The sequence below is a fragment of the Pandoraea morbifera genome (assembly GCF_902459575.1).
Classification (GTDB): Bacteria; Pseudomonadota; Gammaproteobacteria; order Burkholderiales; family Burkholderiaceae; genus Pandoraea; species Pandoraea morbifera.
This window is the reverse complement of record NZ_CABPSD010000004.1, coordinates 19,939-45,361: the sequence shown is the minus strand read 5'-3', so window position 1 is coordinate 45,361 and position 25,423 is coordinate 19,939. Positions and strand designations below refer to the sequence as shown.

The window sequence follows — 25,423 nt, the reverse complement described above, 5'->3', positions numbered from 1 at the left end:
CGGATCGACGGCTTCGTTGTCCCGGTGGCCGGGGGCGGTCGCGAGGGCGCCACGAGCCGAAGCCGAACGGGCGCACGATGGCCTGCGCGGGCGCGCGAGCCGACTAACGTGAACACTCCGGGGCTGTCGGAATCGGCGCAGCCAGCGATGTTGCGCCTAAGTTTGGGATATTTCCCAAGCTCGTGCGACTTCGGGCACTCCGGGGCCGACGTCGACTCGTATCGAGTCGACCTTCAATGAACAGGAACCAGAAATGCACAAGGGGATTTGGGGTGCGTCGGCGGCAACGGCGCTGATGTTGGCGAGCCCGGTGGCGCGCGCCGCCGGACCGGACGGCGCGCAACTCGTTGCGTGGTGGGGGCTGCCGTTCGCCGGCCTGCTGCTCTCGATCGCACTCGGGCCGCTGCTCGCGCCCGCCTTCTGGCATCACCACTTTGGCAAGATCGCGGCGTTCTGGGGCGCGGCGTTTTTCGTGCCGTTCGCCGCGGCGTTCGGCCTCGGCGCCGCGTGGTATGGCGCGGTGCACGCCGTGGTCGCCGAATACATTCCATTCGTCGTGCTGCTCACGGCACTGTTCACCACGGCGGGCGGCATCTGTGTGCACGGCAACCTGCGCGGCGGTCCCTGGCTCAATACCGGATTGCTTACGCTCGGCACGATCCTGGCGAGCATCATGGGCACCACGGGGGCGGCCATGCTGCTGATTCGCCCGCTGATTCGCGCCAACGACAACCGCAAGCACAACGTGCACGTGGTCGTGTTCTTCATCTTCCTCGTGGCAAACGCCGGGGGCTCGCTCACGCCGCTGGGCGATCCGCCGCTGTTCCTCGGCTTTCTGCAGGGGGTCGACTTCTTCTGGACGACGGTCCACATCTGGCCTGAAACGCTGTTCATCTGCGTGACACTGCTGCTGCTGTTCTTCCTGATCGATGCGTATCACTTCCGCCAGAAGGGCGAGCGTCTAATCGAGGAACTCGATCCGACGCCGCACGCCGCGCCGCTGCGTCTTGAAGGCAAACGCAATTTCGTGTTGCTCGCGGCCGCCGTCGGGTTGGTGCTCATGAGCGGCCTCTGGAAGCCGGGGGTGACGTTCGACGTCTTCGGCACGCCCGTGGAGCTTCAGAACATCGTCCGTGACGCCGGGTTGATCGCGGTGACGCTCATCTCGCTTGCGATCACGCCGCGTACCGCTCGCGAAGGCAACGGATTCAACTGGGAGCCGATGAAGGAGGTCGCGAAACTGTTTGCCGGCATTTTCCTCACGATCATCCCGGTGGTCGCGATTCTGCGCGCGGGCGACGCCGGCGCGCTGGGCTGGGTCGTGCGTCTGGTTACCGGCGCGAACGGCGCGCCGGACAACGACATGTATTTCTGGGCGACGGGGTTATTGTCGTCGTTCCTCGACAACGCGCCGACCTATCTGGTGTTTTTCAATACTGCCGGCGGCGACGCCGCCACGCTGATGACCTCCGGAGCCGCCACGCTCGCCGCGATCTCGGCGGGGGCCGTGTTCATGGGGGCGAACACGTACATCGGCAATGCACCGAACTTCATGGTCAAAGCCATCGCCGAGCAGCGCGGTATTCGCATGCCGAGCTTTTTTGGCTATATGCTGTGGTCGGGGTCGATCCTGCTGCCGTTGTTCGTCCTGACGACCCTGATATTCTTCTGACCCCGCGACCTTCTTTGCGAGACTCCTGGTGAAACCGAAGATCCTGGTAGCCCGAGCCATTTTTCCCGACGTGATCGCGCGTTTGGCGCAGTATTTCGATGTGGAGCGCAACGACGCCGATACCGTGTATTCGAGCGACGAGCTGCGTGCGCGACTGGCCGACAAGGTTGGTGCGATCACCACGGCGAGCGAGCGCATCGACGCGTCGGTGCTGGCCGGTGCGCCGCAGTTGCGCGTGGTGGCGAACATGGCGGTGGGCTACAACAACTTCGATATCGATGCGATGACTGCGGCAGGCGTCATGGCGACGAACACGCCAGACGTGCTCAACGAGACGACCGCGGACTTCGGCTGGGCACTGCTGATGGCGACCGCGCGCCGCGTGACGGAGTCGGAGCGATGGCTTCGCGAAGGGCACTGGGACAAATGGGCCTATGACATGTTCCTCGGCGCGGACATTCACGGCAGCACGCTGGGCATCATCGGCATGGGGCGCATCGGGCAGGCGATCGCCCGTCGCGCCATGGGCTTCAACATGCGCGTCGTTTATCACAACCGATCGCATCTCGACGCGGCGACGGAAGCCGCCTGCAAGGCGAGCTACGTGGACAAGGACACGCTGCTGCGCACTGCCGATCACGTGATTCTGGTGTTGCCGTATTCGGCGGCAACGCATCATACGATCGGCGCCGAGGAGCTGGCCATGATGAAGCCGACCGCAACGCTGGTGAACCTGGCTCGCGGCGGCATCGTCGACGACGCGGCACTCGCCGCCGCGCTCGAGAAGCGCCAAATCGCGGCGGCCGGGCTCGACGTTTTCGAGGGGGAGCCCAAGGTGCATCCGGCGTTACTGCAGGTGCCCAACGTCGTGCTGACGCCGCATATCGCCAGTGCGTCCGCGGCGACACGCCGCGGCATGGCAAGTCTGGCGGCCGACAATCTGATCGCAGCGCTTGGTTTCGGTGCGGCCGCAGGCAAGCCGCCGTGCCTGCTCAATCCGGCCGCGCGCAAGGCGTAATCGCGCCGGGCACGCCCGACGCGTCTATTGGGCAGGACAGGAAGGTTCAACGGGAGTCGCAACGCGATGGTGGAGATGGTGTTGGTGGCGCTGGCAGCGCTGAATCTGTTGGTGATGATCGCAATCGCGGTGAAGGTCTGGCAGCGCGGAGGCGACGCGTCGCTTCGCGCAGCGCTCGTCGATTCGCTTGCGAGTGTGCGTGACGATTTGCTGCGGGCGGCGGATCGCAGCGAGCGCGGTTTGCGTCAGGAGTTCGCGGAAACGGCCCGTGCCGGCCGAGGAGAACAGAGCGCCCAAATGGCGCAGTTCCAGCAGACGCTCGCCGCCCAGATGACGAGCGTGGCCACGGTGCAGAACAATCAGATCGACGGCTTCGCCCAGCAGTTGGCGAAGCTCACCGAGTCGAATGCGGCCCAGATCGAGGCGGTGCGTCAAAGCCTTGTGCTCAGTGGGCAACAGATGCGCGAGGAACAGGCGTCCACACTACGCCGGTTCGGCGAGGCGCAGCATCAGCAGTTGACGCAACTGGCGGAGGGCAACGAGCGGCGTCTGGCTGAGGTGCGTGCCACGCTCGAACAGAAGCTCAAGGACATCGAGGTCAACAACGCGACGAAGCTCGAAGAAATGCGCCGCACTGTCGACGAGAAGCTCCACGCAACGCTCGAGCAGCGGCTGGGTGAATCTTTCAAGCTCGTCTCCGACCGCCTGGAGCAGGTGCATCGCGGGCTTGGCGAAATGCAGACGCTCGCGGCCGGGGTCGGCGACCTCAAGCGCGTGCTGACCAATGTGAAGACGCGAGGCATTTGGGGCGAAGTGCAATTGCAGGCGTTGCTCGAACAGTTGCTCACGCCCGATCAGTTCGCGAAGAACGTCGCGACCCGGCCGGGAAGCGCCGAACGCGTGGAATTCGCCATTGCATTGCCAGGACAGAACGGCGACAGCAGCACGCCGGTCTGGCTGCCCATCGATGCCAAGTTCCCGCGCGAGGACTACGAGCGTTTGCTCGACGCACAGGAGCGCGCCGACCCGGTCGCGGTCGAAGAGGCGTCGAAGGCGCTCGAGACACGCATCCGTCTCGAAGCGAAAACCATTGCGGAGAAGTATCTCGCACCACCGCACACCACCGACTTCGCCTTGTTGTTCCTGCCCACGGAGGGGCTTTACGCCGAGGTGCTGCGGCGACCAGGGCTCTCGGATCTCCTGCAGCGGGAATATCGCGTGACCGTAGCTGGGCCGACGACGCTGACCGCGTTGCTCAACAGCTTGCAGATGGGGTTCCGCACGCTCGCGATCGAGCGTCGCTCCAGCGAGGTGTGGCAGGTGCTGGGCGCCGTGAAGACGGAATTCACCAAGTTCGGCGACGTGCTCGCCAAGACCAAGTCGCAACTCGAGACCGTCACCCGCTCCATCGACAAGGCCGAGGTTCGCACGCGCGCGATGGCGCGTCAGCTCAAGGCGGTGGAGGCGTTGCCGGGCGAGCAGGCTGTCGAGGTGCTCGGCGTCGAACTCGATACCGACGAGGACGCCTGATCGTCCGATTGGCTCGGATTGGCTCCGATTGGTCCCGGCGGGGCCTCAGGCGTTGCCACCCCTGGCAAAGCGCTCGAGCGCCTCACCCGTCATGCGCACCACACGCCAGTCGGGCAGCACGCTCGCCCCCTGCGACGCGTAGAAGTCGATGGCCGGCTGATTCCAGTCGAGCACAGTCCATTCGAAGCGGGCACAGTTGCGTTCGACGGCAATTCGGGCCAGCGCGCGCAACAGGGCCTGTCCAACCCCTTTGCCACGCATCGACGGCTGAACATAGACGTCCTCGAGATACAGGCCGCGTCGTCCGAGGAACGTGGAGAAGTTGTGGAAGTACAGCGCGTAGCCGACCACCTGGCCGTCCCATTGCGCAATCAGGCACTCCGCCGCGGGCGCTTTGCCGAATAGCGCTTCATGCACGCTTTCGGGCGTCGCTTCGAATATATCCAGCAGCTTTTCAAAGACAGCCAGTTCTCGCATCAGACCATGAATGGCGCCGACGTCGTCGGCCGTGGCAGCACGCAGGGTAAGGGACATGGGGCAGGGGCAAATGAGGAAATGCAGGAGTGCAGGAATGCGCAAGTGCGCGCGGACACAAGTGGCAGGCGGCCTTGGCGATCCGGTTGTCGATCGGAACGCCGTCGGCCGCCGCTGCGGGCGTCAGTACTCGTCTTCCGGTGCGTCGCTCAAGGCGATTTCGATGCCGCCGAAGCGCTCCGCAACCCAGTTATAGGCGTGGCAGGCGATCCAGAGCAGCACGAAGCCGACGATGGCATTGAGCACCAGCGCGGAAATGAAGGCCAGGCCCGGCAGTTCGCCATAGCGCAGGAATGCCGCCAGGAAGGCGAGCAACACCAGCGGAATACTGAACGTGAGATAGACCAGCACCAGCGCCTTGGCCGTCTGGCCCGGGCTGATGTACGTGATCTGCTTTTTCGTTGTCGTTGTCGTTGTCGTGGTCATTGACGTGTGCTTTCTGTGTTGCCGTCATCGTCGAAGCGCCGACGCCGGCGATTTGTCGTTATTTCGTTGCTTCGCTTTTGGAAAAAAATCCGAAGGTCGTCCGCCGCTCGCGTCACACCAGTCCGTCAAACGCGACGACGTCGACCAGCTCGCCGGCCGCGACGTCGCCGCGCGCAGTCCCCAACGTGACGAAGCAGTTGGCTTCGCTCATCGTGCGCAGAATGCCGGCGCTTTGCGCATCGGCCACGGTGACCTGCCAGCGTCCGTGATCGTCGGGGGCGAGCATGCCGCGCAGGAATTCGGTGCGCCCGGGACGCTTCGCGATGGCCGTGGCCGACGGCACCGGCAAGCTCGGCGTGATTTGCGGCTCGGCACCCATCAACGCGAACAGGCCGTCGCGAACCAGATGGTAGAACGAAGCCATCACGGCCGCCGGATTACCCGGCAGTCCGAACAACAAGGCGCGGTGACCGTCACTCTCGAGTTCACCGAACGCAAACGGCCGGCCCGGGCGCATCGCCATCTTCCAGAACACGACGTTGCCCAGGCGCGTCATCATCTCGCGCGTGAAATCGGCTTCGCCAACGGACACGCCGCCCGAGGTGATGACGGCGTCGGCATCGCGGCACGCGGTGCGCAATGTGTTTTCAATGGCTTGCGGATCGTCGCGCACCACGCCGAGGTCGAGCACCTCGACGCCCAGACGCGTCAGCATGCCAAAAAGGGTGTAACGGTTGCTGTCGTACAGATTGCCCGGGGCGAGAGACTCGCCCACCGAGCGAAGTTCGTCGCCGGTCGAGAAGAACGCCACGCGAATGCGTCGGCGCACCGGCACCTCGGCCACGCCGAGCGAGGCGAGCAGCCCGAGCGCGGCCGGACGCAGGCGTTTGCCCGCATGCAGCGCAGGATGACCGGCCGCCAAATCCTCGCCGACATGGCGCACATGGCGGCCGGGGGTGACCGCATTCGCGGCAAAGGTGACGATTTCCGTGTCGCCTTCGCGCTGCACCTGCTCTTGCGGGACGACCGTGTCGCAGCCTGCCGGCAGCAAGGCGCCGGTCATGATGCGTATGCATTCGCCGGCGCCCACGTCGCCCTCGAACGGATGGCCGGCGAACGAGCGGCCCGCCACGTGCAGGCGCACGTTGCCGCCTGCGGCAAGGGCACGACTGTGAAAGGCGTAGCCGTCCATCGCGGCGTTCTCGAAGGCGGGGACGTCGAGCGGCGAAATCACGTCGCGGCCGAGCACCCGGCCCAATGCGCCGCGAATGGCAACCTGCTCGATGGCGGACACCGGACACGCGGTGCGCACGATAATCGTGCGCGCCAATTCGACCGTCATGTGGTTGGGGTCGTAGTCCGGCAAGCCGGCCAGGGCTTCGTCTAGTGTTGTCATCGGTGTGGCGTCGTCATCCGGCTCGCTTTCGGCTTGAGTCCGGCATGAATCCCGTAAAAGCGGTGGCGACGGAACGGGCTGCGTCGGAACCCGGAGCGTCAGGGCGCGCGCGGCGTATCGGTATGGAGGTCGTCCAGCGTGTTGACATTGTAAAACGGACGCTCGTCGCCGAAGTGAACTTGTACGGCCTTGTGGCGCGCCAGCCACGCCCGGACCCGGTGCTCGCCCGCCGCGAGCGTCGCAGCAAGGTCGTCGGCCAGCGATCGGTGCAAAAGCGCGAATACTGGATGCGGGCCGTGCGCCGTTGCGGCATAGGCGGCCAAAGGCGGTGTGGCGTCGCCCCCGATGGTGTGGACGGCGTCGATCAGCGCGCCCGCCAGCCGCGTGGCCAGGTCCTGTGGCAGATAGGGGGCGTCGCACGGCACGGTGAGAACATAGTCCGTTCGTGCGGCACGCAAGCCCGCCAGCATGCCCGCAAGCGGGCCGGCGAAATCCTGGGTCTCATCGCTGACCACCGGGGCGCCGAGCGCGGCATAGGCATCGCCATTCCGATTGGCGCTGATGATCAGCGCCGAGACCTGGGGGCGCAAGCGTTCGATGACGTGTGCGGCAAGCGGGCGTCCGGCAAAGGACTGCAACCCCTTGTCGCGTCCGCCCATGCGCTGACCACGCCCGCCCGCGAGCACCAGGCCGGTGATGGCGTGACGGGAGAGGGCGGGGGGCATGAGCGGTGGCTTCCCGGACGGCGTCAGGAGCGGTTCAGCGCGATGACGCGGCCGTTGGCGTCGAACCAGACGGCACCGTCGCCGAGCATCACGCCCTGATCGCGCGCGAACATGAGGCGCGGCACCGCGGCACCGATCGTGCGAACGTAACCGTCAGTGAAAATCTCGTTGTAGCGCGCCAGCAGTGATTTCGGGTTGCGAAGGATCAATGTCTTGCCGCGCAGCGACACGTGCAGCGGATACCGAATGGATTGGGCGACCACATCGCGACGATCGTCGAGTACGCCTTTGCGGAACTGCGTGGCGGCGCGGTTGACGGTCTCGTCGTCGCTCACGCCGGCCGCACCGTACAAGTGGTCGATCTTGCCTGTCTGGATGCTGGAGAGCGCCAGCTCGAACGGGACCGAGCGGCCGCTGCGCAGATCCTTCCATTGTCCGGAGATGACCTCGCAACTCGACGACGCGCCGCGCTGGCGATCGATATCGGCGTTGGCGACGAACTCGCCTTCGAAGGTGCCGCGCGGCATGCCGCCGGCGTCGAACTCGGTCAGTTGCAGGCGGGTCTTGTTCTCGATCCTGCCGGTCAGGTGCGTGTCGCTTTGCGACGACGCGTTGGCGTAGCGACCCTCGAGCTTGCCGCCCGACGACGGACGCAGCACGAGGCGCAGCGGATTGCGATCGCCGAGCTGACCGCTGTATGTCATCAGACGATTTGCGACGTCGCGCCCGGCGGGGTCGCAATCGGCATGTGCGGCGACCGGTGAGAGCGCAGCGAAGGAGAACGCCAGTGCGCTCACACTGGCGGCAACGAGACGGCGGGTGCGACGAGTAATGGTCAGAGAGTCTCGGACGCCACTACCGTCCGGGGCAACAGGGATCATGAGTTGAGAAAAAGAATTCGGTAAGTCGAAAGTGCGCCGACGAACGGACGGGCGATGCCCGTCGCGCTCATCCGCCGATGTAGGACATCTCCACTTTCGGTGGGGCGTCTTCGGGCAGGCCGGTGGCCGCCGTGCGCAGGGCGGAATACCGGTCGGTGCGTGCGTGCCAGATGTCGCCGATGACGGTCGAGATCTGTGCGTCGCTCGCGCCGTTGCGCAGCAGCGTGCGCAGATCGTGACCGGCGCTCGCGAACAGGCACAGGTACAGCTTGCCTTCCGTAGACAGCCGCGCCCGCGAACAAGTGCCGCAAAAAGCACGCGTGACAGAGGAAATGACACCGACTTCGCCACCTCCGTCGCGGTAACGCCAGCGCTGCGCCGTTTCCCCGGGATAGTTGGGCTCGAGCGGCTCGACAGGCAACGCGTCGTTGATTCGCGCGATGACGTCGGCCGAGGGCAGCACTTCATCCATGCGCCAGCCATTCGACGTGCCGACGTCCATGTATTCGATGAAGCGCAGGACAACGCCGCTGCCATGGAAATGGCGCGCCATGGGCACGATATCGGCGTCGTTCGTGCCGCGCTTGACCACCATGTTGACCTTCACCGGGCCCAGACCGACGTGCTGCGCCTCGGCAATCCCTTCGAGCACCTTGGCGACCGGGAAGTCGACGTCGTTCATCCGGCGGAAGATCGCGTCGTCGAGACTGTCCAGGCTGACGGTCACGCGGGTGAGGCCGGCGTCCTTGAGCGACTGCGCCCGCCGCGCGAGCAGCGAGCCGTTGGTGGTGAGCGTGATGTCCACCGGTTTGCCCGACGGCGTGCGCAACCGGGCCAGCATCTCGATCAGGCGTTCGATGTGCTTGCGCAGCAGCGGCTCGCCGCCCGTGAGCCGGAGCTTTTCCACGCCGTGCTCGATGAACAGGCGTGCGGCGCGCTCGATTTCCTCGAACGACAGCAGCGACGATTGCGGCAGGAAGGCGTAGTCCTTGTCGAACACGTCCTTCGGCATGCAGTACACACAGCGGAAGTTGCAACGATCGGTCACCGAGATCCGCAGGTCGTGCAGCGGTCGGGCCAGCGCATCTTCGAGATGGCCGGTCGCGGCACGCACTTGTGCGGGCAACTGCGGCGAATGCGTCGTATAGCGCGCATCGCTTCGCAAATCGGTGAGTCGGATGATCGTTTCGGTCATGGTGGGGTCCAGGCTTGCGTCTCCATTCTAACGAATTGGCCTGACGGCCGCCGGTGACGCCCTAAAGTGCCCGAAATTGGCATCGCGGACATCGGATATCGGTACCGGGACATTCGTTGCAGGACGTCAAACCCGTGTGTCGGCAAACGATACGGACAGGCGGAGTCGGACACAAGTCGGGACAACGCGGGGTCGCGGCGAGAGCGCATGCGCCACCGTCAACAAAAAAGGAGGCCGAAGCCTCCTTTTCTGGCGTCACGCTCAGGGTGGCGGGGCGCGTCGCCTGACGTCCGGACGGCATTGCCGCCCGAGCGTCATGCGATCGGCCTCAGGCCGCGTGATGCGACGTGCTGCGCGTTTCTACTTGCTCCATCGGGCCACTGTTGAGCGGCGCGGGAGCGCGGCGCTCACGCTTTACGCGCGGGGCCGGGACAACCTGCGCCGCGGCTTCCTGCGCCGCGCGATGCTTGTCGGCATCCGTATGCACCCAGACGAGACCCACGTTTGCAAGCGTCGATTCCAGCTCGCTACGCTTGAGCGTCGGCGCAGCGGCTACCGGAGCAGCGCGTTGCGTGACGACTTCCGTCGCGGCGGCCGCCGCTTCCGGTGCTGCCGTCACCGCCGGAACCGCTGCGGCGGGCGCTTCCACGGCTTGCGCGGCTTGCACAGCCTCAACCGCCTCGGCGGCTTCGACCACCTTGCCTGCGTAGGCAGCTCGGGGCGCCTCCATCTCGATCGGGGCCTGCACGGTCTCCGTTGCGCTCCGGGTGACTTCGGTGACTCCGGTCGCTTCCGTGGCGGGACTGGCCGACGGAGCGCTGGCGGTCGCTGCAGTCGCCGCGATTTCCGTCAGCGCTTGCGCCGGGACTTCCGCCTGGGCCGGGGCCGGCGTTGCCAGGGGCAGCGGCGTGCTGACCGGCGGTACGACCGGCACGGCGGCGGCCTGCTCCACCGGCAGCGGCGTCGCGTTCACCGGTGCGACCGGCTCCGAGATCACAGGTGCCTGCACCGCAGGCACCGCCACCGGTGCGGCTTCGGTCAGCGTTGCAACCGGGGCTGCCGGGGCTGCCGGGACTGCCGGGACTTCAGCGCGCTCGGCGTGGGCCGGGGCGGGCGTCGGTTCGGTACGGGGTGCCACCGCGGCGGGGGCGGCCGGAGCTTGTTCGGTGCGCTCCAGCGCTTCGTCAGCCGCCTTTTCCCCACCTTCGTGCGTCGGCAGCGGGGTGCTTGCGGCGGCGCTTTCCACGGCTTCGGACGTTGCGCCCTCTGCGTGCTCGCCTTCGGCGCTCAGTTGCTGCTCGCCGGCTTCGCGCTCGCGGCGGCCGCCACGGCGACCACGGCGACGGCTGCGGCGGCGTTCCTCACCCGCTTGCTCGCCTTCCTCGGTGTTGACCGGCGCGCCTTCGACCTGTGTGGTCAGGTGATCCTGTTCGAGCGCGTCCTGATCGGCGACGAGCGGCGCTGCGGCCGCCACTGCGCGTTGCGGTGCGACCTGCTGGTCTTCCGCGCCTTCGGTCTGACGGCGCTCGCGACGCTCGTTGCGGTCACGGCGGCTGCCGCGCTCACGGCCTTCCCGCGGCTCGCGGGCCTCATCCGCGCGGACGTCCTGGGCCGGCTGACGTTGAGCGTCGTCGCGCTCACGCTTGTCACGGCCCTCCTGACGCTCGCCACGCTCGCCACGTTCAGCACGCTCGTTACGCTCGTTACGCTCATTACGGTCGGCGCGCTCGCCACGCTCGGCACGCTCCGGACGGGCGCCACGTCCCTCGCGACCTTCACGTCCCTCGCGACTTTCGCGACCCTCACGTGCGGGCTGACCGGCGTTGTCTTTGACTGCCTTGTCGTCGCGTGCGTTGCCGCGGCGGTTGCGGTTCTGCTGATGCGGGCGCTCGTGGCGCTCGCGCGGTGCACGAGTTGTCGGCTTGGCCGGCGCTTCGGCCGCGGCCGGCGCGGGTGCCGCGGCGGGCTCGAGGCCCAGCAGACGCTTCACAAAACCGATGAAACCACCGCTGCGGGCCGGGGCGGCGGCAGCGGGTGCTGCCGCAGCAACCGGTTCCGGACGCGGTTGTGCCGTCGGCGCCGGCTGCTCGGGCGTAATACCCTTGACGGCGGCTTCCTGACGCGGGCGCACGTCTTCCTTCTTCTTGCTGTAGCCGGCCGGATCGTCTTCCAGCGAACGGGCCGCTTCCTCGGCGAGCGAGTAGCTGGCCTTCGGGGCGTCCAGACGCGGATCGTCGAAGCGCAGGCGTTCGAGCTTGTAGTGCGGCGTTTCGAGATGCTTGTTCGGGATCAGCAACACGCCGACCTTGAAGCGTGCTTCGATCTTGTTGATTTCCTGACGCTTTTCATTGAGCAGGAATGCGGCGACCTCGACCGGCACCTGGCAGTGAATGGCCGCCGTGTGCTCTTTCATTGCCTCTTCCTGGATGATGCGCAGGACCTGAAGCGCGGACGATTCGGCGTCGCGGATATGGCCGGTGCCGTTGCAGCGCGGGCAGGTCACGTGCGTGCCTTCCGACAGCGACGGACGCAGGCGCTGGCGCGAGAGCTCCATCAGGCCGAAACGCGAGATCTTGCCCATCTGGACGCGCGCACGGTCATGCTTGAGCGCATCCTTCACACGTTGTTCGACCTCACGCTGGCTCTTGGCCGACTCCATGTCGATGAAGTCGATCACGATCAGGCCGCCGAGATCGCGCAGACGCAACTGGCGTGCGACTTCGTCGGCCGCTTCCAGGTTGGTGCGCAGGGCCGTTTCCTCGATGTCGGCGCCCTTCGTCGCGCGCGCCGAGTTCACGTCGATCGAGACCAGGGCTTCGGTGTGGTCGATCACGATGGCGCCGCCCGAGGGCAGCGGCACCTGACGCGAGTATGCCGTCTCGATCTGGTGTTCGATCTGGAAGCGCGAGAACAGCGGCACGTCATCGCGGTATTGCTTCACGCGATTGAGGTGATCGGGCATGACCACCTGCATGAAATTGCGTGCCTGTTCGGAGATCTCTTCGGTATCGATGAGGATTTCACCGATGTCCGGCTGGAAGTAGTCGCGGATGGCGCGGATGACCAGGCTCGATTCGAGATAGATCAGTGCGGAGTCGCGCGGAAGTTCGATATTCTTGGCGGCGCCTTCGATGGCGTTCCAGAGTTGCAGCAGGTAGTTCAGATCCCACTGCAGTTCTTCGGCCGAGCGACCGATGCCTGCGGTGCGGGCGATGATGCTCATGCCTTCCGGCAACTCGAGCTGGCCCATCGTCTCGCGCAGTTCCTGGCGGTCTTCGCCCTCGATGCGGCGCGATACGCCACCGCCGCGCGGGTTGTTCGGCATCAGCACGAGGTAGCGGCCGGCCAGCGAGATGAACGTGGTGAGGGCCGCGCCCTTGTTGCCGCGCTCCTCCTTTTCGACCTGGACGATCAGTTCCTGACCTTCGGAGAGGGCGTCCTGGATGCGCGCATTGCGCACATCGGCGCCCTCGCGGAAGTATGCGCGAGCCACTTCCTTGAACGGAAGGAAGCCGTGGCGCCCTTCGCCGTAGTTGACGAAGCAGGCTTCCAGGGAGGGTTCGATACGGGTGATGATGCCCTTGTAGATATTGCCTTTACGCTGTTCGCGCCCGGCCGTCTCGATATCGATGTCGATGAGTTTCTGCCCATCGACGATTGCCACGCGCAGTTCTTCCTGCTGCGTGGCGTTGAACAACATGCGTTTCATGAAAACGACTCCCACCCGCCGCAGATGCCAATGTGCAGTGCGTCGGGTACGTATCACTCGAGTTATCCAACACGCGAGGTTCGAGCCGGGAGTGGAAGAATTGCCGGGGGGTCCGGGCGATGAGGCCGACGGACGCTATGGCGCCAGGAATACGTTTTCGCGCTCACCCGGATCCGCCCAGGCACCGGAAAATTCCGGCCCGGCGCGAGTCACTTCGGGCTTGCAGTCCATACCAAGAGAAACTGGACGAGAAACTTCATCAGCGTTTTCTCGGGGCGCCTGCCGACACTTATTCTTCTTGTGACGGCGCCTCACATCGACTATTGCGCGAACGATATTCACAAAGCGATCAGCCCTGACAATGGAGCCCGGTCTGATCGCCAAAAAATTCTATAACCACCAACTCTATCCGCGTCCCGCGCGCTGCGACCGAAGCGGCCTATGGGCCCACTTCCTGCCGACGCTGCGTGACGTGCGTGCGCTCGCTGCTCCAGGTTCACCGAACGAGCAGCCGGTCCGGGGTGCAAGTAAAATACCGTTTTGGGGTATGCACCGACAGACGTGGGGATTTGGCATGATTCCCGCTACCACCACCCCTGTTGGGCAAATTATATTCATAATGAATGAGTTAGGCAAAAGTCGGCAGAAAATGGTTTCGCCGGCGTCCGCACCGCAGGTCCGCCTCGTCGAAGTCGACGACGGCTCGGCCGGGCAGCGTATCGATAATTTCCTCTTGCGCGAGTGCAAAGGAGTCCCGAAAAGCCACGTCTACCGCATCCTGCGTAGCGGCGAAGTCCGCGTCAACAAAGGGCGGGTAGACGCTGCCTATCGACTCGTCCTAGGCGATATCGTGCGGATTCCGCCGGTCCGGGTCGCGACGCCGGCTGCCGACGCGCCCGCCCACGTCCCGGCCGCCACGTTCCCCGTATTGTTCGAAGACGACTACCTGCTGGCGATCGACAAGCCCGCCGGCGTGGCCGTGCACGGCGGCAGCGGGGTCTCGTTCGGTGTGATCGAGCAATTGCGTCGCGCCCTCCCGCATCTGAAATTCCTCGAACTGGTGCATCGTCTGGATCGAGAGACATCCGGCATTCTGCTGCTTGCGAAAAAGCGCGCGGCGCTGGTCGGCATGCACGAGCAGATTCGCCACAACCGGATGGATAAGCGCTACCTGGCTTGCGTGACCGGCGAATGGCACGATCGGCAGCGGGCGGTCAAGGCGCCGCTATATAAATACGTGACGGCGGATGGAGAGCGCCGTGTCCGGGTGCAGGAAGATGGCCAGGCGTCGCACACGGTATTTCGCATGGTGGAATCCCTGCCGCCGTATACGTTGCTCGAAGCGGAACTGAAAACGGGACGCACCCATCAGATTCGCGTTCACCTCGCGCATTGCGGCACGCCCATTGTCGGGGACGACAAGTATGGCGACTTCACGCTGAACAAGACGCTGGCGCGCCCGGGGAGCCGGCCGGGCATCAAGCGGATGTTCCTGCATGCGTGGCGATTGAAATTCACCCATCCGGTGCTTGACACGCCGATTGCACTGGAAGCCGCGTTACCGCCAGAATGTGAGCAATTCCTGAATCAACTTCGAGGCGCTTCCGCCGATGCCAAGCCCTGAATTCGACCTGGTCGTGTTCGACTGGGACGGGACGTTGATGGACTCAACGCCCACCATTACCCGCTGCATCCAGGCCGCCTGCCGCGACCTGGGGTTGCCCGTGCCGTCCGACGAGGTGGCCAACCACGTGATCGGCCTCGGCCTGCGCGATGCGCTCCAGATGGCGGTGCCGTCACTCGATCCCGCGCACTACCCGCGCCTGTCCGAGCGCTATCGCTTTCATTATCTGATAGGTGACAAGGAGACCGTGCTGTTCACGGGCGTTCGCGAACTGCTCGAGGAGCTGCGTTCGCGGGGACGCTTTCTGGCGGTGGCGACGGGCAAGTCGCGCGTGGGGCTCAATCGCGCGCTCGAATCCGCCGGTTTGATGCGCATGTTCGATGCGACCCGTTGCGCCGACGAGACATTTTCGAAGCCGCATCCGGCCATGCTGCAGGAGCTCACGCGCGAGCTCGGTCAGGACCTGCGTCGCACGGTCATGATCGGCGACACCACGCACGATTTGCAGATGGCGCGCAGCGCCGGCACGGCGGGCGTGGCGGTGGCCTATGGGGGTGCGCATCCGCGCGAGCAACTGGTGGCGCTCGAGCCGGCGTACTGCGCCGGCAGCGTGACCGAGTTGCGCGATTGGCTGTTGGAGCGCGTGTGACGGATCTGCCGCCGCCCGCCGGGCCATTGCCGATCTGTCGAGGAGACGCGCTCGAGGATGGCGGGCGCGGCGTGCGTTTCGAAGTGTGCGTCGCCGGCCGCCGTACGCCGGCGTTCGTGATTCGCTACGAAGGGCGCGTCTATGGTTATCTCAACCAGTGTGCGCACGTCCCCATGGAGCTGGACTGGTCGGAAGGCCAGTTTTTCGAGACGTCCGGCTTATACTTGATGTGCGCGACGCATGGCGCGGTGTACGAGCCCGACACCGGTCACTGCGTGGGTGGCCCGTGTCAGGGCGGCGCGTTGCATCCCGTGCGGGTTGAGGAGCGTCGGGTCGACGCGGATCAACCGAGCCGCGCGAACAGCGCGAACAGCGCACTGGCCTCGTCCGACGCACCGAATGCCGCAGGTCTCGTCGCGTCGCCCGGGACGACTGTCGTCTGGTGGCCCGATGCCTATATCGAGGCGCCCGATGCGGCGGCGAGCTGATCGCGCGGCAATCGTGTACGCCTCGACACTTTCGTCTATTTCCCCCAAGCTCTCTGGATAACGTATGGCCGACACCTTGCCGCCCGACTCATCCCGCTCCGAACCCGGTTTTACTGCGCAGGGCGCCCGGCCGCCCGCCGGGGCCGGCGGCACCGGTCGCGACTCCCAGGAAGTGAAGCCGTGGGAGCGCGAGATGCTGGAAAAGGTGCTGATGGCCGGTATCCGCGAGCAGCGCGCTGCTCGCCGGTGGAAGATATTCTTCCGGCTGCTGGTGCTCGCGATCGTCGCATTGATTGTCTGGTCGATCTCCGACTTTGACGGCGGTTCGACGACCGTTGGCGCGACATCCGGCAAGCACACCGCGCTCGTCACGCTCAGTGGCGAAATTGCGCCCGACTCTCAGGCGAGTGCGCAAAAGATCAATTCGGCGCTGGAGTCCGCCTTCGATGACAGCTCGGCCGCCGGCGTGATCCTGCGCATCAACAGCCCCGGCGGCAGCCCTGTGCAGGCTGGCATGATCTACGACGACATCGCGCGCTTGCGGGCGAAATATCCGAAGAAGCCGCTATATGTCGTCGTCGAGGAAATCTGCGCCTCGGGCGGGTACTACGTCGCGGCGGCGGCCGACAAGATCTACGTCGACAAGGCGAGCATCGTCGGCTCCATCGGTGTGTTGATGGACGGCTTCGGTTTTACCGGTCTGATGGACAAGCTCGGTATCGAGCGGCGTTTGCTGACCGCGGGCCGCAACAAGGGATTTCTTGACCCGTTCTCGCCGCAAACCGACCAGCAGAAGACGTATGCGCTCGATATGCTCGAGCAAGTCCATCAGCAGTTCATCGGGGCGGTCAAGAAAGGGCGCGGCAACCGCCTGAAAGACGATCCGGATCTGTTCAGCGGCCTGTTCTGGACGGGGCAGCGCTCGATCGAGCTGGGGCTCGCCGACGGGCTGGGCACGGTCGATTCGGTCGCGCGCGACGTGCTCAAGGCGCCGGATCTCGTCGACTACACCGTCAAGGAGAATCTGCCGGAGCGGGTGGCGCGTCGCTTCGGCGCTGCTGTTGGCGCGGCGGCGATGAAGACGATGATGATGGGCTCTGCGTTGTCGATGAAGTAATCCGTCCGTACGTAAAAAGCACAAAACCCCACGGAGATTCCGATTTCCGTGGGGTTTTTCGTTGCTGTCGCGAATGCCGGGATTTTCGATCTTTCGGATGTTACTGGCTGAGGAACAGGAAAATCGCGGGGCGTTTGTGGAGCTCGACGCTCGCCTGAGGCCAGCCCTTGACCTGGTGCGTGACGATCTGCTCGGCCTCTTGCGTGACATCGACCGCAACGCAGAGCAGGGTGGCCGCGTCGCAATGCTGTAGCAGGGCATCGAGCATGGCCTTGTTGCGGTAGGGCGTCTCGATGAAGATCTGCGTCTGCTTTTCCTTGCGCGAGCGTTGCTCGAGTTCGCGCAGCCGCCTGGCGCGCTCGCCGGCGTCCGTCGGCAGGTAACCGTGGAAGGCGAAACTCTGGCCGTTCAGGCCGCTGGCCATCAGCGCCAGAAGAATCGAGCTCGGGCCGACGAACGGCACGACGCGCACGCCTTTTTCATGGGCGCGTCGAACCAGCAATGCGCCCGGGTCGGCGACGGCCGGGCATCCGGCTTCGGATACCAGGCCGCCGTCCGCGCCGGCGAGAATCGGGGCGAGAAGGGCATCGATGGCAGCGGCCGGCGTGTTGACATTCAGCTCGCGGATATCGATTTCCTGGATCGGTGTGCTCACCCCCACCAGCTTCAGGAATGCGCGTGTGCTCTTGGCCTGTTCGCCGACGAAGTACTTCAGATGTGCCGCGACCGCTCGCACGTCTTCCGGGAGTACCGCCGGCAGGCCACCGCGCGTGCTGGCTCCGAGTGTGTTGGGAATCAGATACAGCGTGCCGCTCATGCCGCGTTCTCCGCAGGGGCCGGGGCTGCGCCCGGGAGCGCGATTCCCGCGCGCATGAGCATCGACGTCAGCGCAATGAGTGGCAGACCGATCAGCGCGGTCGGGTCGTCGTTCTCGATCGACTCGAGCAGCATGATGCCGAGTCCCTCGGACTTGGCGCTGCCGGCGCAATCGTAGGGGGTCTCCGCGTGGAGATACGCGGCCAGTACCGTGTCAGGCAGGTCGCGGAACTTCACTCGCGTCACGACGTCCGTGGCCTGGGTCTCGCCGTTGCGTGCGTCGTGGACGCAAAGAGCGGAGTGGAATTCGACCATCTTGCCGCGCATGTCGCGCAGTTGCGCCATGGCGTTCTCGAAGTTGCCGGGTTTGCCGATCTGACGGCCTTCGAAGGTGGCGACCTGATCCGAGCCGATGATGATGGCCCCGGGGCGTCGCGCGGCCACGGCGCCGGCCTTCTGGCGGGCCAGGCGAAGCGATGTGTCGCGCGGCGTTTCGCCCGGGGCGGGCGTTTCGTCGATGTCCGGGACGTCGACCGAGAACGGCAGGCGCAGGCGCTCGAGCAGTTCGCGTCGATAGCGCGATCCGGAGGCCAGGATCAGCGGGGGATGGGGCTGTGCGGTCATCGGGTTTAAGTGTTTGACGAGAAACGAAAAACTATTTAGAATTCACGGCTTTTGCAATCTGGCGCTCGGTCCCGCCAGTCCGCGCGATCCCTGTTCGAATGCCCGGAAGTGGTGTCGAATCAAGGCGCTGCGACTGGCACGGGGCATGAAAGACGCGCTCGGATGCGCCAAGGCAAGGATGAGCGTGATGAGCGAATACATCGTCGATCTGTTCGAATTCGCGCGTACCGGCCGGGTGGCGGAAGGTGACGTGCAACTTGCGGCGTTGCCGCGCATGGTAACCGAAGTGCCTGCCGAAGTCTCGGCGTCCGGGCGCGCGCAGGGCGTTTTCCACTGGCGCGCCGAAGGCGTCGAGAAGCCGGTGTTGCGGGCGGACGGCAAGCCCACGGTGGCGCAGTTTCTGACGCTGTCTGTCAGCGGACCGATGTGGCTCGAATGCCAGCGCTGCCTGACGCCGTACCAGGAGCCGCTCGACTCGGAGACGACCTTCGAGATCGTGCGGGACGAAGCAGCCGCGGAAGCGCGCCCGCTCGATGAGGATGAACTCGAGGCGCTGGTCGGCTCCCGGCATTTCGATCTGCGCGAGCTGATCGAGGAAGAATTGCTGTTGGCTTTGCCGATCGTGCCGAAACATGAGGTTTGTCCGACTGTGCACGAGAGTCTGGCCACGGGTGACGACGGGTTGGCGGAGCCGCCGCCCCCGCCTGAGGAAGAGGATAAGCCGTCTCCGTTCGCGGCGCTGGCAGCGCTCAAGCGCTCGCCGGACAAGGACGGAAAGTAATGTGCGGCCGGGTTTCCGGCTCACCAAAGTACATGTTTGCGTTAGTCGCACAGGTCGGGCCGACAGGCCGACACCGTAAGGCGGCGCTCGAACTGTGTTAAAATTTCGCGATATTTTGAGGAGTTATCATGGCCGTTCAACAGAACAAGAAGTCGCCGTCGAAGCGCGGCATGCACCGTTCGCACGATTTCCTGACCGCACCGTCGACCGCCGTCGAGCCGACGTCGGGTGAGACGCACCTGCGTCACCACATCTCGCCGAACGGTTTCTACCGTGGTCGCAAGGTCATCAAGACCAAGAACGACTAACTCGGCCCTCCAGGCGATACGCGCCCATCATGGCGCTGTTTGATCGTTTGATGTGGCAAAAGCGGCACTTATCCTGCCGCTTTTTTTGTTACCTGTACCGCAAGCCAATCACGTCGACATGACAGTCACCCTGACGATCGATTGTATGGGCGGAGATCACGGCCCATCGGTGACGGTGCCGGCCGCGGTTCGCTTCGTGCAATCTACCGACGATGTCGAACTTGTGCTGGTCGGACAGCAGGAGATCATCAACGCGCAGCTCGCGAAGCTGCGTGTGACGGATCACCCGCGCCTGTCCGTGGTCAATGCGACCGAAGTCGTCGCCATGGACGACTCCGTCGAGACCGCCCTGCGCAGGAAGAAAGACTCCTCGATGCGCGTGGCGCTCAATCTGGTCAAGGAAGCGCGCGCGCAGGCTTGCGTGTCCGCCGGCAATACCGGCGCGCTGATGGCCGTCTCGCGTTACGTGCTCAAGACATTCCCCGGGATCGAGCGACCTGCGATCGCCACGGTGTTGCCGAACCAGAAGGGCGGCTACACCACGATGCTCGATCTGGGTGCCAACGTGGATTGCGAGCCGACGCACTTGCTGCAATTCGCCGAAATGGGCCATGCGCTCGTCGCGGCCGTCGATGGCAAGGACCGCCCGTCGATCGGTTTGCTCAACATCGGCGAAGAAGTCATCAAGGGCAACGACGTCATCAAGCAGGCCGGCGAGCTGCTGCGCGGCTCCACGCTGAATTTCTACGGCAACGTGGAAGGCAACGACATCTATCGCGGCACGACGGACATCGTGGTGTGCGACGGGTTCGTGGGCAACGTTGCACTCAAGACCTCCGAAGGCCTGGCACAGATGTTCGGCGACATGATCCGCGAGGAATTCACCCGCACGTGGTGGACCAAGGTGATCGCTGTCGTTGCGCTGCCGGTGCTTACCCGCTTCAAGAACCGCGTCGATCATCGCCGTTACAACGGTGCGGCGTTGCTCGGATTGCGTGCGCTCGTCATCAAGAGTCACGGTTCCGCCGATGCCTACTCGTTTGAATGGGCTATCAAACGCGGCTATGATGCAGTTCGCAATGGCGTGCTCGACCGTTTGTCGCACGCCATGCAAGAGAACCAGACCCAGCTCCAGGACAACAAGCCGGTGAGCGCCATTCCGGCGCTTTGAAGCCGGCGGCTCCCCCGGCGCGCTAATCGATCATAAGATGACCCAGTCCGCGATTTATTCCCGTGTCGTCGGTACCGGCAGCTACCTGCCGGCACGACGCGTGACCAATCAGCAGTTGGCCGACGAGCTTGCGGCCCGCGGCGTCGAGACGAGCGACGAGTGGATTGTCGCGCGTACCGGTATCAAGGCCCGCCATTTCGCCGCGCCCGACCAGACGACCAGCGACATGGCGGTGGAGGCGGCAAAGCACGCACTCGACATGGCCGGACTCAGCCCCGATCAGATCGACCTGATCATGGTGGCTACGTCGACGCCCGACTTCGTGTTCCCGAGCACGGCATGTCTCGTACAGAGCAAGCTTGGCGTGACCAACGGCTGCGCGGCATTCGACATCCAGGCGGTATGCTCGGGTTTCGCTTACGCGATGGCCACGGCCGACAACTTCATCCGTTCCGGTACGTATCGCAACGCGCTGGTGATCGGCGCCGAGGCGTTTTCCCGAATCCTCGATTTCAATGACCGCACGACGTGCGTGCTGTTCGGCGATGGTGCGGGTGCCGTGGTGCTTCAGGCATCGAGCGAGCCGGGCATCCTGTCGAGCGCGCTGCATGCGGACGGCAGCCATTCGAACATCCTGTGCGTGCCGGGCAACGTGAACGCCGGTGCCGTACAGGGCGCGGCGTTCCTTCACATGGACGGCCAGGCGGTGTTCAAGCTTGCCGTCAAGGTACTGGACAAAGTGGCCCACGAGGCCCTCGAAAAGGCCGGGATGGCGCCGTCGGCGCTCGACTGGCTGATTCCGCACCAGGCCAACCTGCGCATCATGTCGAGCACGGCACGCAAGCTGGGCCTGCCGGACGAGAAGATGGTCGTGACCGTCGACCAGCATGGCAACACATCTGCCGCTTCGATTCCGTTGGCCCTCGACGTGGCCGTGCGCGATGGGCGCATCAAGCCGGGCCAGAACGTCATGATCGAAGGCGTTGGCGGTGGCTTCACGTGGGGCGCGGTACTGTTCCGCATGTAATTGCCCCGGCGCTGCGGCACGGTGACCGACGCGGGCGCACGGAAGTGCGCGCCAAGTGCGATCGTGCCGCTTCCTGTCTCGTCGTCTTCATTTTGGCACGCGACAGGACGCTGCCTTATTTCTGAATCTGACTGCAAAACCAGGCGCTATGACATTCGCTTTCGTTTTCCCGGGACAAGGGTCCCAATCGGTGGGCATGCTCGATGCATTCGCGGATAACGCGGTCGTGCGCGAGACCGTTGCCGAAGCCTCGGATGCCCTCGGACTGGATATGGCCAAACTGATCGCCGCCGGTCCCGCCGAGGAACTCAACCTCACCACCAACACCCAGCCGGTCATGCTCACGGCCGCTTACGCGATGTACCGCGCATGGCTGGCCGAGGGCGGCGCCACGCCGGCGTTCGTGGCCGGCCATAGCCTGGGTGAGTATTCGGCACTGGTCGCCGCGGGCGTGATCGCGTTCAAGGACGCCGTGCCGCTCGTTCGCTTCCGCGCGCAAGCCATGCAGGAAGCCGTGCCGGTCGGCCAGGGTGGCATGGCCGCCATTCTTGGCCTCGACGATGACACGGTGCGTCAGGTCTGCGCCGAGGCGTCGGCCGCTGGCGTGGTCGAAGCCGTCAACTTCAACGCACCGGCGCAAGTCGTGATCGCGGGCGCCAAGGCGGGCGTGGAGAAGGCTTGCGAGCTGGCCAAGGCCGCCGGCGCCAAGCGCGCGCTGGTGCTGCCGGTCTCCGCACCGTTCCATTCGTCGCTGCTCAAGCCGGCGTCGGACCGCCTGCGCGAATATCTGGCAAACGTGACGTTCAATGCGCCGCAAATCCCGCTGGTCAACAATGTCGACGTTGCGGTCGAGACGGACGTGGCCCGCATCAAGGACGCCTTGGTGCGCCAGGCCGCAGCCCCCGTGCGGTGGGTCGAGTCGGTGAAATGGCTCGCATCGCAAGGCGTGACGCAAGTGATCGAGTGCGGCCCGGGCAAGGTGCTGACCGGTCTGACCAAGCGTATCGACGGCAATCTCACGGGGTTGGCGATCACGGATCCGACGTCGCTCGCCGACGTGCGCGCCCAACTCTCGTAAGCAACAGCCAGGGAAATTCTCTTATGAGCAAGCAACTCGACAACCATGTGGCACTGGTGACCGGCGCCTCGCGCGGCATCGGTCGCGCGATCGCCCTGGAACTGGCCCGTCAGGGCGCGACGGTCATCGGCACCGCCACTAGCGAAGCCGGTGCGCAAGGCATCGACGCCTACTTCGCCGAAGCCGGTCTGGCCGGCGGCAAGGGCATTGTCCTGAATGTAACCGACGCCAACGGCGTTTCCGCCGCGCTCGACGACATTCTGAAGCAGTACGGCAAACTCGACATCCTCGTCAATAACGCAGGCATCACGCGAGATAACCTCGCCATGCGAATGAAGGATGACGAGTGGGACGACGTCATCGACACCAATCTCAAGGCGATCTTCCGTCTGTCGCGGGCGGTGATCAAGCCGATGATGAAGGCGCGTAATGGCCGCATCATCAATGTGACGTCGGTGGTGGGTTCGGCCGGCAACCCCGGGCAGGCGAACTACGCCGCGGCCAAGGCTGGCGTGGCCGGCATGTCGCGCTCTCTGGCCGCCGAGATTGGCAGCCGGAACATCACTGTCAACTGCGTCGCGCCGGGATTCATCGATACCGACATGACGAAGGCGTTGCCCGAAGCCCAGCAGGAGGCGCTCAAGGCGCGTATTCCGCTGGGGCGCCTCGGTGCACCCGAGGACATTGCCAACGCCGTCGCGTTTCTCGCGTCGCCGCAAGCCGGCTACATCACCGGCACGACGCTCCACGTGAACGGCGGCATGTTCATGAGTTGAATGAAAATCGCGCAATTTATTAGAGAAATCGATTAATTTGCGCGACGTTGAACATTATTTGGCGCAGGCTAACTTTGCTTGGCAAACCTGTTAAAATGCGCGCACTTGTCTGAACTAACTACCCCGGAGGGTTTGCATGGCTAACTTTGAAGAACGCGTCAAGAAGATCGTCGCGGAACAACTTGGCGTGGCGGAAGCCGACGTCAAGAACGATTCGAACTTTGTGACCGATCTTGGCGCCGATTCGCTCGACACGGTTGAGCTGGTGATGGCCCTCGAAGAAGAATTCGAAACGGAAATTCCGGACGAAGAAGCCGAGAAGATCACCACCGTGCAACAGGCTATCGATTACGTGACGGCTAACTCGGCCAAGTAATCATCATGGTTCGCCTGGCTGGCCGGGGTGCCGACCGGTTCCTGGCGCCAGGCATGCCTGTGAGCCGCAGGGAGCGCGGGGTCGAACCCTGCTGCCTCTGTGGCTTTTGTTTTGTATGACCCAGCAGAAGAAGGGGAGTATCGTGAGTCGTCGTCGCGTCGTCATTACCGGTCTGGGCCTGATCTCGCCGGTCGGCAACACCGTTGCCGAGGGTTGGGAAAATCTGGTCGCGGGCCGTTCGGGCATCGCCAACATCACGAAGTTCGATGCGAGCGCGCACAAGGTGCGCTTCGCAGGCGAAGTCAAAAACTTCGATACCGACAAGTACCTGTCGCCCAAGGAAGCGCGCCGTATGGATACGTTTATCCATTTCGGTCTCGCAGCCGGTATTCAGGCGTTTGAGGATAGCGGCCTGCAGGTCACCGCAGAGAACGCGGAGCGCATTGGCGTGCTGGTCGGCTCGGGCATTGGCGGCCTGCCGATGATCGAAGACACGCAGACCGACCTGCTCAATGGCGGTCCGCGCAAGATCTCCCCCTTCTTCGTGCCGGGCTCGATCATCAACATGATTTCGGGCCACCTGTCGATCAAGTATGGATTGAAGGGCCCGAACCTGGCGATCGTCACGGCCTGCACGACCGGCCTGCACTGTATCGGTCAGGCCGCGCGCATGATCCAGTACGGCGACGCCGATGCGGTGCTCGCCGGCGGCGCGGAATCGACGGTTTCGCCGCTCGGCATCGGCGGTTTCGCCGCCATGACGGCGCTGTCGACCCGCAATGACGACCCGGCAACGGCCAGCCGTCCGTGGGACAAGGATCGCGACGGTTTCGTGCTGGGCGAAGGCGCCGGCGTGATGATGGTAGAAGAGTACGAACACGCCAAGGCGCGCGGCGCGAAGATCTACGCTGAACTCACCGGTTTCGGCATGAGTGCCGACGCGTATCACATGACGGCACCGTGCGAAGACGGCGATGGCGCGCTGCGCTCGATGAAGAACGCCCTGCGCGACGCCGGTCTGAACGCCGACACCGTGAATTACGTGAATGCCCACGGTACCTCGACCCCGCTGGGCGACATCGCCGAGACGGTTGCGATCAAGCGCCTGATGGGCGACGCCGCGAAGCAGGTCGTGGTGAACTCGACCAAGTCGATGACGGGCCACCTGTTGGGGGGCGCGGGCGGCCTGGAGTCGGTGTTTACCGTGCTGGCCGTGCATCATCAGAAGTCGCCGCCGACGATCAACATCTTCAATCAGGACCCCGCTTGCGACCTGGACTACTGCGCAAATGTGGCCCGCGACATGAAAATTGACGTCGCATTGAAGAACTCTTTCGGATTTGGCGGGACTAACGGCACGCTGGTCTTCCAGCGCGTCTGATGTTCGAGGGGCGCCTTGCAGGCGTCCCGTCCCGCTGACCCACGCTCCGGTGAGTGTGCCCGGGCGTGCGGCGTTCAAGACACTTCCAGCCACGGCGGCCAGGCGCCGGCGTGGCGCCATC

The 25,423-nt window shown here is 64.7% G+C and carries 23 protein-coding genes and 1 pseudogene; 15 read left to right on the top strand and 9 right to left on the bottom strand.

Annotated elements, in window-relative coordinates:
• Positions 1-253 precede the first annotated feature (253 nt).
• The 3 genes from PMO31116_RS08385 to PMO31116_RS08375 all read left to right on the top strand — a co-directional run bounded on the left by PMO31116_RS08385 (position 254) and on the right by PMO31116_RS08375 (position 4,220).
• Positions 254-1,672 (top strand): sodium:proton antiporter, encoded by a 1,419-nt coding sequence (locus PMO31116_RS08385; protein WP_150566328.1) that lies wholly within the window; start codon positions 254-256, stop codon positions 1,670-1,672.
• Between the two features lie 25 nt (positions 1,673-1,697).
• Positions 1,698-2,690 carry a 2-hydroxyacid dehydrogenase gene (locus PMO31116_RS08380; protein ID WP_246185226.1) on the top strand — a complete coding sequence of 331 codons (993 nt, stop codon included), beginning with the start codon at positions 1,698-1,700 and terminating at the stop codon, positions 2,688-2,690.
• Positions 2,691-2,756: 66 nt separating this feature from the next.
• A complete protein-coding gene (locus PMO31116_RS08375; protein ID WP_425494781.1) occupies positions 2,757-4,220 on the top strand; it encodes a DNA recombination protein RmuC in 1,464 nt (487 codons plus the stop codon).
• Between the two features lie 45 nt (positions 4,221-4,265).
• Here the strand turns inward: PMO31116_RS08375 and PMO31116_RS08370 are convergent, their stop codons facing one another.
• The 7 genes from PMO31116_RS08370 to PMO31116_RS08340 form a co-directional block, all read right to left on the bottom strand.
• Positions 4,266-4,754 carry a GNAT family N-acetyltransferase gene (locus tag PMO31116_RS08370; RefSeq protein WP_150566326.1) on the bottom strand — a complete coding sequence of 163 codons (489 nt, stop codon included), beginning with the start codon at positions 4,752-4,754 and terminating at the stop codon, positions 4,266-4,268.
• A gap of 123 nt (positions 4,755-4,877) precedes the next feature.
• Positions 4,878-5,180: a hypothetical protein gene (locus tag PMO31116_RS08365; protein WP_023872213.1), complete on the bottom strand. Its 303-nt coding sequence runs from the start codon at positions 5,178-5,180 to the stop codon at positions 4,878-4,880.
• A 112-nt stretch (positions 5,181-5,292) separates the two neighbouring features.
• Complete coding sequence (gene moeA, locus PMO31116_RS08360) at positions 5,293-6,576, bottom strand: molybdopterin molybdotransferase MoeA (RefSeq protein WP_150566325.1); 1,284 nt, start codon at positions 6,574-6,576, stop codon at positions 5,293-5,295.
• A 98-nt stretch (positions 6,577-6,674) separates the two neighbouring features.
• A complete protein-coding gene (gene mobA, locus PMO31116_RS08355) occupies positions 6,675-7,301 on the bottom strand; it encodes a molybdenum cofactor guanylyltransferase MobA (RefSeq protein ID WP_150566324.1) in 627 nt (208 codons plus the stop codon).
• Between the two features lie 23 nt (positions 7,302-7,324).
• Positions 7,325-8,005 carry a hypothetical protein gene (locus tag PMO31116_RS08350; RefSeq protein WP_150566323.1) on the bottom strand — a complete coding sequence of 227 codons (681 nt, stop codon included), beginning with the start codon at positions 8,003-8,005 and terminating at the stop codon, positions 7,325-7,327.
• 244 nt (positions 8,006-8,249) lie between these two features.
• On the bottom strand, positions 8,250-9,377 hold the full coding sequence (moaA, locus tag PMO31116_RS08345) for a GTP 3',8-cyclase MoaA (RefSeq protein WP_150566322.1): 1,128 nt from the start codon (positions 9,375-9,377) through the stop codon (positions 8,250-8,252).
• A gap of 328 nt (positions 9,378-9,705) precedes the next feature.
• Positions 9,706-13,086, bottom strand: coding sequence for an Rne/Rng family ribonuclease (locus PMO31116_RS08340; RefSeq protein WP_150566321.1), 3,381 nt, complete (start codon positions 13,084-13,086; stop codon positions 9,706-9,708).
• Positions 13,087-13,705: 619 nt separating this feature from the next.
• Here PMO31116_RS08340 and PMO31116_RS08335 point away from each other — a divergent pair.
• The 4 genes and pseudogenes from PMO31116_RS08335 to PMO31116_RS08320 all read left to right on the top strand — a co-directional run bounded on the left by PMO31116_RS08335 (position 13,706) and on the right by PMO31116_RS08320 (position 16,964).
• Positions 13,706-14,710 (top strand): RluA family pseudouridine synthase, encoded by a 1,005-nt coding sequence (locus tag PMO31116_RS08335; RefSeq protein ID WP_150566538.1) that lies wholly within the window; start codon positions 13,706-13,708, stop codon positions 14,708-14,710.
• Positions 14,697-15,359, top strand: a complete 663-nt coding sequence (locus PMO31116_RS08330; RefSeq protein ID WP_150566320.1) for an HAD family hydrolase — start codon at positions 14,697-14,699, stop codon at positions 15,357-15,359. Before PMO31116_RS08335 ends, PMO31116_RS08330 begins: the two co-directional genes overlap by 14 nt.
• Positions 15,360-15,364: 5 nt before the next feature.
• Positions 15,365-15,688: pseudogene (locus PMO31116_RS08325) on the top strand (Rieske (2Fe-2S) protein); the annotation flags it as partial.
• A gap of 223 nt (positions 15,689-15,911) precedes the next feature.
• Entirely contained in the window at positions 15,912-16,964 is a 1,053-nt protein-coding gene (locus tag PMO31116_RS08320; protein ID WP_150566319.1) for a S49 family peptidase, read from the top strand.
• Positions 16,965-17,064: 100 nt separating this feature from the next.
• Here the strand turns inward: PMO31116_RS08320 and PMO31116_RS08315 are convergent, their stop codons facing one another.
• Positions 17,065-17,781: an SAM-dependent methyltransferase gene (locus PMO31116_RS08315; protein WP_150566318.1), complete on the bottom strand. Its 717-nt coding sequence runs from the start codon at positions 17,779-17,781 to the stop codon at positions 17,065-17,067.
• A complete protein-coding gene (locus tag PMO31116_RS08310; RefSeq protein ID WP_150566317.1) occupies positions 17,778-18,404 on the bottom strand; it encodes a Maf-like protein in 627 nt (208 codons plus the stop codon). Before PMO31116_RS08310 ends, PMO31116_RS08315 begins: the two co-directional genes overlap by 4 nt.
• 145 nt (positions 18,405-18,549) lie before the next feature.
• On the opposite strand from PMO31116_RS08310, the gene PMO31116_RS08305 reads away from it, so the two are divergent.
• The 8 genes from PMO31116_RS08305 (at position 18,550) to fabF (ending at position 25,302) form a co-directional block, all read left to right on the top strand.
• Entirely contained in the window at positions 18,550-19,185 is a 636-nt protein-coding gene (locus tag PMO31116_RS08305) for a YceD family protein (RefSeq protein ID WP_246185203.1), read from the top strand.
• 128 nt (positions 19,186-19,313) lie between these two features.
• Positions 19,314-19,493, top strand: a complete 180-nt coding sequence (rpmF, locus tag PMO31116_RS08300) for a 50S ribosomal protein L32 (RefSeq protein ID WP_023594409.1) — start codon at positions 19,314-19,316, stop codon at positions 19,491-19,493.
• A 118-nt stretch (positions 19,494-19,611) separates the two neighbouring features.
• Positions 19,612-20,664, top strand: coding sequence for a phosphate acyltransferase PlsX (gene plsX, locus PMO31116_RS08295; RefSeq protein WP_150566316.1), 1,053 nt, complete (start codon positions 19,612-19,614; stop codon positions 20,662-20,664).
• Positions 20,665-20,701: 37 nt separating this feature from the next.
• Positions 20,702-21,691 (top strand): beta-ketoacyl-ACP synthase III, encoded by a 990-nt coding sequence (locus tag PMO31116_RS08290; protein ID WP_023594411.1) that lies wholly within the window; start codon positions 20,702-20,704, stop codon positions 21,689-21,691.
• A gap of 148 nt (positions 21,692-21,839) precedes the next feature.
• The gene (fabD, locus tag PMO31116_RS08285; protein WP_150566315.1) at positions 21,840-22,769 is read left to right on the top strand and encodes an ACP S-malonyltransferase; all 930 of its coding nucleotides are present in this window, start codon (positions 21,840-21,842) and stop codon (positions 22,767-22,769) included.
• 23 nt (positions 22,770-22,792) lie between these two features.
• Complete coding sequence (gene fabG, locus PMO31116_RS08280; RefSeq protein ID WP_150566314.1) at positions 22,793-23,545, top strand: 3-oxoacyl-ACP reductase FabG; 753 nt, start codon at positions 22,793-22,795, stop codon at positions 23,543-23,545.
• 136 nt (positions 23,546-23,681) lie between these two features.
• Positions 23,682-23,921, top strand: coding sequence for an acyl carrier protein (gene acpP, locus PMO31116_RS08275; protein ID WP_023594414.1), 240 nt, complete (start codon positions 23,682-23,684; stop codon positions 23,919-23,921).
• 142 nt (positions 23,922-24,063) lie between these two features.
• A complete protein-coding gene (gene fabF / locus PMO31116_RS08270) occupies positions 24,064-25,302 on the top strand; it encodes a beta-ketoacyl-ACP synthase II (protein ID WP_150566313.1) in 1,239 nt (412 codons plus the stop codon).
• Positions 25,303-25,423 lie beyond the last annotated feature (121 nt).